The 12,097-nt window shown below is 69.9% G+C and carries 13 protein-coding genes; 12 read left to right on the top strand and 1 reads right to left on the bottom strand.

All coding sequences use genetic code 11. The annotated features are described in order from the left end of the window. The first annotated feature begins 242 nt into the window (after positions 1–242). The 7 genes from lepB (at position 243) to ABD259_RS13950 (ending at position 6,636) form a co-directional block, all read left to right on the top strand. Positions 243–1,151, top strand: coding sequence for a signal peptidase I (gene lepB / locus ABD259_RS13980; protein ID WP_344101180.1), 909 nt, complete (start codon positions 243–245; stop codon positions 1,149–1,151). A 157-nt stretch (positions 1,152–1,308) separates the two neighbouring features. Beyond that, positions 1,309–1,632, top strand: a complete 324-nt coding sequence (locus ABD259_RS13975) for a DUF2469 domain-containing protein (protein ID WP_026125551.1) — start codon at positions 1,309–1,311, stop codon at positions 1,630–1,632. A gap of 385 nt (positions 1,633–2,017) precedes the next feature. Continuing rightward, positions 2,018–2,398 carry a YraN family protein gene (locus ABD259_RS13970; RefSeq protein ID WP_344162755.1) on the top strand — a complete coding sequence of 127 codons (381 nt, stop codon included), beginning with the start codon at positions 2,018–2,020 and terminating at the stop codon, positions 2,396–2,398. Between the two features lies 1 nt (position 2,399). Further along, complete coding sequence (locus ABD259_RS13965) at positions 2,400–3,929, top strand: YifB family Mg chelatase-like AAA ATPase (protein WP_344101176.1); 1,530 nt, start codon at positions 2,400–2,402, stop codon at positions 3,927–3,929. After that, positions 3,926–5,092, top strand: coding sequence for a DNA-processing protein DprA (gene dprA / locus ABD259_RS13960; RefSeq protein ID WP_344101174.1), 1,167 nt, complete (start codon positions 3,926–3,928; stop codon positions 5,090–5,092). Before ABD259_RS13965 ends, dprA begins: the two co-directional genes overlap by 4 nt. A 207-nt stretch (positions 5,093–5,299) precedes the next feature. Then, on the top strand, positions 5,300–5,677 hold the full coding sequence (locus ABD259_RS13955) for a RidA family protein (RefSeq protein ID WP_344101172.1): 378 nt from the start codon (positions 5,300–5,302) through the stop codon (positions 5,675–5,677). Then, entirely contained in the window at positions 5,674–6,636 is a 963-nt protein-coding gene (locus tag ABD259_RS13950) for a tyrosine recombinase XerC (RefSeq protein WP_344101170.1), read from the top strand. The genes ABD259_RS13955 and ABD259_RS13950 overlap by 4 nt, the downstream gene beginning before the upstream one ends. Here the strand turns inward: ABD259_RS13950 and ABD259_RS13945 are convergent. After that, complete coding sequence (locus tag ABD259_RS13945; RefSeq protein ID WP_344162751.1) at positions 6,553–7,254, bottom strand: murein hydrolase activator EnvC family protein; 702 nt, start codon at positions 7,252–7,254, stop codon at positions 6,553–6,555. The genes ABD259_RS13950 and ABD259_RS13945 overlap by 84 nt on opposite strands. Before the next feature lie 325 nt (positions 7,255–7,579). On the opposite strand from ABD259_RS13945, the gene rpsB reads away from it, so the two are divergent. From rpsB to ABD259_RS13920, 5 genes are all read left to right on the top strand, one after another. Then, positions 7,580–8,473, top strand: a complete 894-nt coding sequence (gene rpsB, locus ABD259_RS13940) for a 30S ribosomal protein S2 (RefSeq protein WP_344162748.1) — start codon at positions 7,580–7,582, stop codon at positions 8,471–8,473. A gap of 127 nt (positions 8,474–8,600) precedes the next feature. Next, complete coding sequence (gene tsf, locus ABD259_RS13935; RefSeq protein WP_344101164.1) at positions 8,601–9,437, top strand: translation elongation factor Ts; 837 nt, start codon at positions 8,601–8,603, stop codon at positions 9,435–9,437. Between the two features lie 177 nt (positions 9,438–9,614). Then, the gene (pyrH, locus tag ABD259_RS13930) at positions 9,615–10,340 is read left to right on the top strand and encodes a UMP kinase (protein WP_344101329.1); all 726 of its coding nucleotides are present in this window, start codon (positions 9,615–9,617) and stop codon (positions 10,338–10,340) included. 69 nt (positions 10,341–10,409) lie between these two features. Beyond that, positions 10,410–10,967: a ribosome recycling factor gene (frr, locus tag ABD259_RS13925; RefSeq protein WP_344101162.1), complete on the top strand. Its 558-nt coding sequence runs from the start codon at positions 10,410–10,412 to the stop codon at positions 10,965–10,967. A gap of 260 nt (positions 10,968–11,227) precedes the next feature. Then, positions 11,228–12,091, top strand: coding sequence for a phosphatidate cytidylyltransferase (locus ABD259_RS13920; protein WP_344101160.1), 864 nt, complete (start codon positions 11,228–11,230; stop codon positions 12,089–12,091). The last annotated feature ends 6 nt before the right edge of the window (positions 12,092–12,097 follow it).

The following is a 12,097-nucleotide window of genomic DNA, read 5'->3' as shown; positions in this document are numbered from 1 at the left end:
GCGGCGTCCCGCTCGGCTAGGCTTCGTTGCCGATGAGCAACGAGGAATCGCAGTCGCGACCGGACGGGCAGCCCGACGCCGAAGCCGATCGGAGTGAATCGGGCGGTCCGACCGATGACACTGGCTCCCCCATGACCGATCATGGGGGAGCCAGAGTTATATCCGGGGGTACCGGGAACACTGCGTCAAATGAGGGCCCGGCCGCGGACGCGGCCGACACGGAGGAGAGCGTTGGCAAGACGATGAGCGCCAAGAACGAGGGCTCGAAGGAGAAGCAGGGTTCCTTCTGGAAGGAACTGCCGATCCTGATCGTGATCGCGCTGGTCCTGGCGTTCGTCATCAAGACGTGGGTCGTCCAGGCGTTCTACATCCCGTCGAAGTCGATGGAGGAGACCCTCCTCGTCGGTGACCGGGTGCTGGTCAACAAGCTCGTCTACCAGGTGCGCGATATCAAGCGGGGCGACGTCGTGGTCTTCAACGGCTCCGGCTCCTGGGACGAGGGCGAGACCGTGGTCGTGGAGGAGCCGACCAACCCGGTGTCGCGGTTGTTCACCTGGGTGGGGCAGCAGCTCGGTGTGCAGCCCACCGGCAAGGACTACATCAAGCGCGTCATCGCGCTGCCCGGCGACACCGTCGCGTGCTGCGACGCGAAGAACCGGGTCACCGTCAACGGCGTCCCGCTGAACGAGGAGGACTACCTCTTCCCGGGCAGCGCCGCCACCGAATCCGAGTTCGGACCCGTGACCGTGCCCAAGGGCCGGGTGTGGCTCATGGGCGACCATCGCTCCATCTCGTATGACTCCCGCCTGCACCAGAACGATCCGGGGGAGGGGAGCGTCGCCATCGACAGCGTGGTCGGCCGCGCCTTTGTGATCGTCTGGCCACTGGACCGGTGGGGCACATTGCCGATCCCCGATACGTTCGACAGGCTGAACGACGAGACCGAGGGCGGCGAAGAGTCGGCGAGCGGATCGGACGTCGCGGGTGAACCCGATATCGCGAGCGCACCCGTGGCCGCCGCCGCACTCCCGTTCGCCCCCCTCGCTCTGGGAACCGCTGCTGCTGTCCCCCTCCACCTGGGCGGACGTAGCGCTCAGCGGGCGCTGCGCCGACGGTTCCGGAGGTCACACGCCGGAGATTCCGGGGATTGATCGCGCGTGGTTGACATGTGTCGCATCATGGATTGAGTGACGACGAATTCGTCGGGTCCCGCGCCGGGCCGGGCGACGTCACCGACACGTGTACAGCTACGGGGTCGAAGGGGGCCAGAAGACCGAACCGGGAGTGCACGACGAAAGCGAGCGCGAAATGAGTTCTGAGGACCTGGAGAAGTACGAAGCCGAGATGGAGCTGCAGCTCTATCGCGAGTACCGAGATGTCGTCGGCCTCTTCGGGTACGTGGTGGAGACCGAACGCAGGTTCTACCTGACCAACCACGTCGACCTCCAGCCGCGCAGCACCGAGAACGGTGAGATGTACTTCGAGGTCACGATGGAAGACGCCTGGGTCTGGGACATGTACCGCCCCGCCCGGTTCGTCCGCAACGTGCGCGTGGTGACGTTCAAAGACGTCAATGTCGAAGAGATCACCAAGTCCGACCTCGAAGTCCCCGGTTCCGGCCACACGGTCTAGGGAATCTCGACGGCGTCTCCCAACCCCGTTGCCTGACCACCCGCGGTTGCGCGGTGGCACACGGCGATCAGGAACCGCATGACCGGCCCCTCCGGTCATGCGGTTCTTTTTTGCGCGCATAGCGCCTCGCGGGCCGCGAGCGACTGCGGTCCCGTCCTCCAGGACGGGACCGGCGCGCCCAGCCCGCTCCGGCGTCGGTGCCGCCTCGTACCGCCGAGCATCGGGCAGGCGATCGCGGGCGAGGCAGCCCAGCGGCCCCAGGTTCCCCGCCCGCCGGTGGGGCATGTCGGAATGTGGTGGGCACGAGGTTTTTCCACAGCCGGGAAAACGCGGGTCGCGCCGGACTTCTCCACCCCCGCACCTTGGGGTGGGGAGGTGATCGCGCATGGCGGTCGAAGTCCGGGCATGGGTCCGGCGCAGGAGGGACCTGGGACAGCGAGGGGAGGAGCTGGCCGCCGCCTTTCTGGAGCGCCAGGGGATGCGCGTACTGGCACGCAACTGGCGATGCCCCGAGGGCGAGATCGACATCGTGGCCCGTTACGGGGCCACACTCGTCATCGCGGAGGTCAAGACCCGGACCAGCCTGCGGTTCGGGTCGCCACTAGAGGCGGTCGACCGCCGGAAGCGCGACCGGTTGCGCTCGCTGGCGCGGCTGTGGTCGGCGCGCAACGGGGGAGCGGCCGCGCGGATTCGGATTGATGTCGTGGCCGTCCTGGTCCGATCCGACGGCCGCACCTATATCGGTCACCACAAGGCGGTGGCGTGAGATGGGGCTGGCGCGCGCCCGGTCCATGGCCCTGATAGGGGTCGATGGGCACCTTGTGGAGGTGGAGGCGCACATCGGTGATGGTCCGGCGGGGCTCACCCTGGTCGGGTTGCCGGATACCGCTTTGCGGGAGGCCCGCGACCGCATCCGCGCGGCCGTGGCCAACTCGGGAGAGCGCTGGCCCGAGGGCCACATCACGGTCAGCCTGTCGCCCGCCAGCCTGCCCAAACGCGGCAGCGGCTTCGACCTCGCCATCGCCGCCGCCGTCATCGCGGCCGACGGCGCCATTCCGGTCGAAGGCGTTCAGAACTCGGTCTTCCTCGCCGAGCTCGGCCTTGATGGCCGCACCCGGCCGGTCCCCGGGGTGCTGCCCGCCGTCCTGTCCGGCGTCCGCGCCGGGTACCCGAGTTTCGCGGTCGCGCGCGGAAACGCGGACGAAGCCCGGCTTGTCCCCGATGCCGAGGTCGCCCCCACCGGCTCGCTCGCCGAACTCTTCGCCCAGCTGCGCGGCCACCCCATCGAACCGCCGCTCTTCGACGAGGACACCGCGTCCTCCGCCCCGGCAGCACGCCCGGAGCGACAGCTGGACCTCGCCGATGTCCTGGGGCAGCCCGTGGCCCGCCGCGCGCTCGAAATCGCGGCGGCCGGAGGCCACCACCTGATGCTCCTCGGCCCACCGGGAACCGGCAAGAGCCTGCTGGCCGAGCGCCTGCCGACCATCCTCCCGCCCCTGAGCCAGGAGGAGGCCATCGAGGTCACCGCCGTCCACTCGGTGGCCGGAGAGTTGCCCGAGGGCGCGCCGCTGGTCGACCGCCCTCCGTTCTGCGCGCCTCACCACACCGCCACCCGGGCCGCGATGATCGGCGGCGGCAGCGCGCGGCTCCACCCCGGCTGCGTCTCACTGGCCCACCGAGGCTGCCTGTTCTTGGACGAGGCTCCCGAATTCGACCGGAACGTCCTCGACTCGCTCCGGCAACCCCTGGAGAGCGGCGAGGTGACGGTGTCCCGGGTGGCGGCCACCGCGCTCTTCCCGGCACGATTCCTCTTGGTCCTGGCCGCTAACCCCTGCCCCTGCGGCAAAGGCGGCCCGGCGTGCGCGTGCCCGTCGGCGCAGCGTCGCCGATACCTGGCACGGTTGTCCGGGCCACTGCTCGACCGTGTCGACCTCAAGGTCGAGCTACAGCCGGTCGCGCACGCCGAGCTTCTCGCCGACCGCGCGTTCGCCGAGTCCTCCGCGACCGTTGGCCAGCGCGTGGTCCAGGCGCGGGAACGGGCGGCCAAGCGGCTCGCCGCGACGCCGTGGTCTACGAACGCCGAGATCCCCGGAGCGGAGCTGCGACGCCGCTTCCCGGTCGCGGCCGACGCGCTGCGCCTCCTCGGAGCAGCACTCGATCGTGGCGAGGTCAGCGCTCGGGGCGTCGACCGCGCGCTGCGTGTCGCCTGGACGCTGGCCGATCTGGCGGGTCGCGACGAACCCGGGATCGACGACACCGCCTACGCGTTCGCGCTGTGGTCGGGGCGGGCGCAGTGAGCGGCGTGGCGACCGACGACGCCCACGCGCGTGCCTGCCTCAGCGCTGTGGCCGACGCCGGGGACCCGCTCATGGGCGCGCTGATCGACGAGTACGGTGCCGCCGAGATCTGGGCCTCGCTGCGCGCGGGGGCCGAGCTCCCCGCCGTGGAAGCGGCGGGCGGACAGCGGCCGGCGACCCCTCCGGCCCGACAGGAGCGGTGGCGCGCCCGCGCCCCGGGGATCGACGCCGATGCCCTGCTGTCCGCCTCGGCCGAGATGGGAGGTCGGCTGGTCGTTCCCGGCGACCCGGAGTGGCCCGGGCGGTTGGACCGGCTGGGTGACCGGCGCCCCTATGCGCTGTGGCTGCGTGGCGTCCAGGACCTGCGCAACGCCTGCCTGCGGTCGGTGGCGATGGTGGGCTCCCGCGCCGCGAGCGGTTATGGGCTGCACGTCGCCGCGGATCTGGCCTGTGGGCTCGCCGAGCGCTCCTGGTCGGTGGTCTCAGGGGGCGCCTACGGCATCGATGGAGCCGCGCACCGCGGGGCGCTCGCGGGCGGCGCGCCCACCGTCGCCATCCTCGCCTGCGGACTCGACATCGACTACCCGCGGGGGCATGAGGCCCTGTTCGCCGACATCGCCGCGCGGGGCACACTGGTCAGCGAACACCCCCTCGGGGCCGGCCCCACCCGCCACGGCTTTCTGGTCCGGAACCGGATCATCGCCGCTCTGACGCCGGGCACGGTCGTGGTCGAGGCGGGACTGCGGAGCGGCGCGCTGAACACCGCCCGGCACGCCCTGGACCTGTGCAGCGCTCTCATGGCGGTACCCGGACCGGTCACCTCCGCTCTGTCAGCCGGCTGCCACCGCCTGCTCCGGGAATGGCAGGCCGCCTGTGTCACCGACGCGGCCGACATCGCGGAACAGCTCGGGCCGATCGGCGAGGAGCTGCGTCCTGGCCGGGGCACCGCGCTGGCACGCGATGGCCTGGACGAAGAGTCACAGCGCGTCCTGGACGCGGTCCCGGACCGCACGGGGGCTGGAACCGCCACCATCGCCCTCGCGGCGGGCCTGGACCTGGATGCCGCCATGGGGCGCCTCGGCCTGCTCGCGGCCGGAGGCTTCATCGAACGGTGCCCCGCTGGCTGGCGCACCCGGCCCGACAGTGGCACGGAGGGGAGGTGACCCGCTCGATCCAGCTGGGGCCGGACCCGCCTCGTCCCCCGTCCCCCTGGCGTGCCTTCCGGCGGGGCTGGCGGGTCCGCGCGCCCACGCCGGATCCGGTCGAACGACGCGCGGCCCCGATTCCCTCGCGCCCCCGACAGTGCCGTGAGGGGGCCAGCCGCGTCCGAAAACCGGTAACTTGAGGGCCTTGGAGGGTAATGTTGCGCCATGACGAGGAACTACAGCGCCGCATTCCTGGCGGATGGACCGCTTGTTTTCGTCTCCGGCCAGACTCCCGAGGCCCCGGACGGCAGTGTCGCCTCCGGTGACGCGGTGGAGCAGACCCGGCAGGTCTTTCGCAACGTCGAGGCGGCACTCGCTCCGTACCAGGCCGATCTGCGGAATCTGGTCAAGGTCAACTACTACCTGCGGCACATCGCCGACCTCCAGGCCGTCCGGCAGGTGTTGAACGAGTTCCTTGTGCAGCGACCACGTCCGGCCAGCACCCTCCTCGAAGTGACCGGACTGGTCGACTCCCGGTTTCTGGTAGAGATCGACGCGGTGGCGTGCCTCCCCGGTTCGGGGAGCACGGGTGGGCCGAGATGAGTGAGGATCACCCCCCACACGGGACGAGCCGCGGGCAGGGGGAGGACGCCGCCGCGGACCCGCACGCAGCGCACGCCGAACTCCTCGCCGCGTTTCGCGGCCACCTCGAAAGCGCGGGGCGTTCGCGGCACACGGTCCGCGCCTACCTCAGCGATCTGCGCGGCCTCCTCGCCCACCTCGACGACGCCGGTGGCGGAATCCGCGACATCGACATCGCCCTGCTGCGCGATTGGCTCTCCCGGTCGCATGAGGCGGGCGCCGCACGCTCCACCATGGCGCGGCGCACGGCCGCGGCCCGTGGCTTCACCGCCTTCCTCCACCGTTCCGGGCGACTCGCGGTCGACCCGGGGCCGCTGCTCGCCACCCCGGCCCCCCGGCGGCCGCTTCCCGACGTCCTCGACGAGGAACAGGCGCACATGGCACTGCGGCCGAACGGTGAGGACGACGAGTCCCCGACCTCCCTCCGCCGCACCGCCATCGTCGAGGTCCTCTACGCCACCGGTATCCGCGTGGCCGAGCTCTGCGCGCTCGATCTCGACGATGTCGACCGCGACCGCCGCACCCTCCGCGTCCACGGCAAGGGCGGCAAGGACCGCGTCGTGCCGATCGGTGTCCCCGCGCTGGACGCGGTGGACCGCTGGCTGTACGCGGGACGCCCGCACTGGGCGACCCCCAACAGCGGCCCCGCCCTCTTCCTCGGCGCGCGCGGTGGACGACTGGGAACCCGCACGGCCCGCCGCGACGTCCACGAACGGATGCGGAACGAAGAGACGGGCGACGGCATCAGCCCGCACGGCCTCCGGCACAGCGCCGCCACCCACCTGCTGAACGGTGGCGCCGACCTGCGCAGTGTCCAGGAGATCCTCGGCCACTCCTCACTGCGCAGCACGCAGATCTACACCCACGTCTCCATCGAGCGTCTCACCCGCGCCTACAACCAGGCCCACCCCCGCGCGTGACGCGCGTCCCGTGCCCAGCAGCGGAAGCAGCCGGACCTCACCCACCCCGAGAAGCGCCAGAGGATCGGTGTAGGCGCGCTCGCGCAGTAACCCCCAGTGCAGACAGTCCCGCCGACCGCAGTGCCGCGGCGCGGCCGCGACGGCGCCGATGGTGTCTCCCGCCGCGACCGGGGCGCCGCGCTCCACCTCGGCCTCGACCGGCAGATAGGTCGTGCGCAGATCGCCGTGGGCGACGCTCACCACGCCCGTCCCGCCCACGGGACCGGCGAAGGCCACCCGCCCCGCGCCCGCCGCCACGACCGCCTCGCCCTCCTTCGCCGCGAGGTCGACGCCCCGATGCCCCGGCAGCCACCTCTCCGCCGGCGGCTGGAACGGACGGACGACCTCCGGCTCTCCCTCCAGCGGCCACCGCCACGCCCCGCCGTCCGCCAACGCCGACGGCCCCCAGATCAGGGCCAGGAGGAGAACGGCGACGGCGCTGAGCGCCGTCGGCACGAGCGCGGCGGTGGTCGACGGCGGTACGGCTGGGGCTGAGGCGTGCACAGGAGGGGAGGACAGTGGGATGGGACGGCAGAGGCGGGAGATGGGAGGCCGGTAGCGGCGGCGCGAGATCTTCATGGGCACCAGCGTGGGGAGAGCACGCCCTTTTTCGCCACGAGGATCCTGCCGCCTGTGGACGGTCACGTCGCCCACACAAATCCGATCGGTGGCCTCGACGTGCTTGACATCTCTCCATCGCGGCGTCTGATCGGCGCGCGGAGGCGCTGCTCCGGTTAGAATCTTCTGTGGCTCATCTTGAGTCACCAACTACGCACGTCCCCGTGCTTTCCCCGGAAGGGGTCGGTCTTACGGTCCGCGTCGCCGCAGGCGGTGCGGCGGATCGGCCGGGACGTCAGGAACAACCGAGGCGGGATCCGTCCCGCCGCACAGGAAGGACCCGGTCATGGCCACCACAGTCGTGACGATCCGTCAGCTGCTCGAAAGCGGCGTTCACTTCGGGCACCAGACCCGTCGCTGGAACCCGAAGATGAAGCGCTTCATCTTCACCGAGCGCAACGGCATCTACATCATCGACCTGCAGAAGTCGCTCGCCTACATCGACCGCGCCTACGAGTTCGTCAAGGAGACGGTCGCCCACGGTGGCACCATCCTCTTCGTCGGCACGAAGAAGCAGGCGCAGGAGGCCATCGACGAGCAGGCTCGCCGCGTCGGCATGCCGTACGTCAACCAGCGCTGGCTCGGTGGCATGCTCACCAACTTCTCCACCGTCCACAAGCGGCTGCAGCGTCTGAAGGAGCTGGAGGAGATCGACTTCGACGACGTCCCCGGCTCCGGCCTGACCAAGAAGGAGCTTCTTGGCCTGCGCCGCGAGAAGGAGAAGCTGGAGCGTACGCTCGGCGGTATCCGCGACATGGCCCGCGTGCCCAGCGCTGTGTGGATCGTGGACACCAAGAAGGAGCACATCGCGATCAGCGAGGCTCGCAAGCTGAACATCCCGGTCGTCGCCATCCTCGACACCAACTGCGACCCGGACGAGGTCGACTACCCGATCCCGGGTAACGACGACGCCATCCGCAGCGTCAGCCTGCTCACCCGCGTCGTCGCCGACGCGGTCGCCGACGGCCTGCTGGCTCGCTCCGGTGCCTCCACCGACGAGCAGAAGGCCGCCGCGGAGGAGCCGCTGGCCGAGTGGGAGCGGGAGCTCCTTGAGGGTAAGGGCGAGGAGGCCAAGGCTGAGGCCCCGGCCGAGGCTGAGGCCAAGGACGAGGCTCCGGCTGCTGAGGCGCCGGCCGCCGAGGCGCCGGCCGCCGACGCTGAGGCCCCGAAGGAAGCCTGAGCCGCCGACTGCCTCAGGTAGCGCTCCGCCCTCCACACGGACATGCCTCGCGCCGCGGCGCGAGCGCGTGTGGAGGGCACCTTTGAGACACCGTAGACCCACTCTCCTAGGGGATGAGAGAACAGCAATGGCGAACTACACCGCCGCTGACGTCAAGAAGCTGCGCGACACGACCGGTGCCGGCATGATGGCCTGCAAGAAGGCGCTGGAGGAGCACGACGGCGACTTCGACAAGGCCGTCGAGTTCCTGCGCGTCAAGGGCGCCAAGGACGTCGGCAAGCGGGCCGACCGCACCGCCGCCAACGGCCTCGTCGTCCTCAAGCAGGACAGCGACTCCGCCGCCGTTCTCGTTGAGCTGAACTGCGAGACGGACTTCGTCGCCAAGAACGACCAGTTCCAGGCCCTCGCCGACGGCATCGCCGACTTCATCGCCGCCAACGACGTCGCCGACGTCGAGACGCTCCTTGCGACCGAGTACGCCGACGGCAAGTCCGTGCAGAAGGTCATCGAGGAGACCAGCGCGGTCATCGGCGAGAAGCTGGAGCTGCGCCGCTTCGCCAAGTACGAGGGCGCCTACGTCGCCAGCTACATGCACAAGTCCGACCCCGACCTGCCCCCGACCATGGGTGTGCTCGTCGAGCTGGACAAGGCTGAGCCCGAGATCGGCAAGGACCTCGCTCAGCAGATCGCCGCTCTGGCTCCGAAGTACGTGAGCAAGGACGAGGTCCCCGAGGACATCGTCGAGAACGAGCGCCGCATCGCCGAGGCCACCGCCCGCGAGGAGGGCAAGCCGGAGCAGGCCCTGCCGAAGATCATCGAGGGCCGCGTCAATGGCTTCTTCAAGGAGGCCACGCTGCTCGGGCAGCCGTTCGTCAAGGACAACAAGAAGACCATCCAGAAGGTGGTCGACGAAGCCGGCGTCGCCGTGCGCCGTTTCGTCCGGTTCAAGGTCGGCCAGGCCTAGACCTTTGACATGATGGAGGTGCCGGGGATTCATTTCCCCGGCACCTTCGGTGGATAAAGGCGGGGTTCGGGCCGAACCTAGGAGGGGACCCCGCGCCGCAAACCGCTCGGGGGAACCAGAAGGAGGCCGATCGCCGTGCCGGAGAACGAAGGTCATAGCAGCACGAAGGACCCGGACATGCACGACACGGGCTGGAAGCGCGTGGTGCTGAAACTGTCGGGGGAGGCCTTCGCCGGCGGTAGCGAGCTGGGCATCGACCCCAGCATCGTGCAGTTCGTGGCGGAGGCCGTGGCCGAGGCCGCGTCCGAGGGCATCCAGGTCGCCATCGTCGTCGGTGGCGGCAACTACATCCGTGGCGCCGAACTGTCCGAGGGCGGCATGGAGCGCGGGCGCGCCGACTACATGGGCATGCTCGGCACCGTCATCAACTGCCTGGCCCTGCAGGACTTCCTGGAGCGCCTGGGTATTGAGACGCGCGTGCAGACCGCGATCCACATGAGCCAGGTCGCCGAGCCCTACATCCCGCGTCGCGCGGTGCGCCACCTCGAAAAGGGCCGCGTCGTCATCTTCGGCGCCGGTCTCGGTGCGCCGTTCTTCTCCACCGACACCACCGCTGCGCAGCGCGCGCTGGAGATCGGTGCGCACGCTGTTCTCAAGGGCACGCAGGTCGACGGTGTCTACGACTCCGACCCGCACCGCAACCCGAACGCGGTCAAGTTCGACCGCCTCGATTACAACGAAGTGCTCACCCGGGGCCTGAAGGTCATGGACGCCACCGCGGTGAGCCAGTGCATGGACAACGGTCTGCCGATCGTCGTCTTCGACCTCATGGGGCAGGGCAACATCGTCCGCGCCGTGCGTGGGGAGAAGATCGGCACCATCGTGTGTCCGGCCGACAGCTGATCCAGTGATCCAGCGCTGACCCAGCGCAGACCTCGAATCGACGGACCACAGCGACACACGGGAGCCGCAATGATCGAAGAGACACTCCTCGAAGCAGAGGAGAAAATGGAAAAGGCGGTCGTGGTCGCCAAGGAGGATTTCGCCGCGATCCGCACGGGCCGCCCTGGCCCGGCGACGTTCAACAAGATCACGGTGGACTACTACGGCGCCCAGACCCCTGTTAACCAGCTCGCGTCGTTCTCCGTCCCCGAAGCGCGCATGGTGGTCGTCTCGCCGTTCGACAAAACCTCGCTGCAGGCCATCGAGAAGGCCATTCGCGACAGTGACCTCGGTGTGAACCCGGCTAACGACGGCAACATCATCCGCGTGGTCTTCCCGGAGCTGTCCGAGGAGCGCCGCAAGGAGTACATCAAGGTGGTTCGCAGCAAGGCCGAGGACGGCAAGGTGTCGATCCGCAACGTGCGTCGGCACGCCAAGGACGCGCTGGACAAGGCCGTCAAGGGCGGTGAGATCGGCGAGGACGAGGGCCACCGTGCGCAGGACGAGCTGGACGAGCTCACCCAGAAGTACACGGGTGAAATCGACGAGCTGCTGAAGCACAAGGAAACCGAACTGCTCGAGGTCTAGGGTCCGTGTCCTACTCTGAGCCCGGTTCGGATTCCACGGACGAGAATGGGCGGGCCGGGTCTGGCCCGTCCGCTGACTCTGGCGACTCCGCGGACGCATCGGTCACGCCGTCTTCCAACGGCACACCGTCCGCCGCTGCCAACGGGTCCGCGTCGGACAACGGCTCGGCCGCGGTCGGCGGTCCGTCTGCGGGTGGCTCCGCGTCGGCCGGCGGCCCGGGGTCATCGCCAGAGAACAGCGACGGGTCGGACGTATCGGGCATGAACGGCGCTAGTAACGGAAAGTCCCGCAAGGGGCTGCGCAAGCCCGGCGGCGACCCGATCCGAACCGGCCGCAACCTTCCGCTCGCCATTGGGAGCGGGATCGCCCTCGGTGCCCTTGTCCTGCTGTCGATCTACCCTCTCGCCGCGGCGTTCGTCTTGATCACCTCGGCGGCCGTCCTCATCGGCCTGCGCGAGCTGAAACGCGCTCTCGCGGAGAAGGGCGTGTCCCTGGCGGTCGCCCCGCTCCTCGTCGGCGGGATCGCGATGCAGCCGGCGGCGTACTTCGGCGGCCCGGGCTGGCTGGCGGGCACGACCGCGGTCACCACGATCGCGGCCCTGTCCTGGCGGCTGCGCGGGGGTGCGGAGGGATACGTCCGGGACGCCGCGGGCAGCCTCTTCGTGCTGCTGTACCTGCCGTTCCTGCTGGCCACGTGGCAACTGCTGATCTCCACCCCCGGCGACGGCCCAGAGCGGCTGATCGCCTTCATCATCGTGACGATCAGCAGCGACATCGGGGGCTACTTCGCCGGTATCACCACCGGCCGGCACAAGATGGCGCCGAACATCAGCCCAAACAAGACCTGGGAGGGCTTCGCCGGGTCGGTCCTCGCGTGCATGTTGGCGGGCGCCCTCACGGTCTCGCTGATGCTCGACGGCCCTGTCTGGGCGGGGGTGGTCCTCGGCATCGCCGTGGTGTTCGCCGCCACCGTGGGCGACCTGATCGAGTCGCTCATCAAACGGGACCTCGGCATCAAGGACATGGGCCGCTTCATGCCGGGCCACGGCGGCCTGATGGACCGTCTGGACTCCCTCCTCCTCGGGGGAGCGGTGTCCTGGGTGGTGCTGAGCCTCCTGGTCTAGCCGCAC

Origin of the sequence: Nocardiopsis rhodophaea, from assembly GCF_039530945.1 — a bacterium.
In the GTDB taxonomy this organism is placed as follows: Bacteria; Actinomycetota; Actinomycetes; order Streptosporangiales; family Streptosporangiaceae; genus Nocardiopsis_C; species Nocardiopsis_C rhodophaea.
Note: the sequence above shows the minus strand (reverse complement) of the source record. Positions and strands in the feature narration are given on the sequence as shown.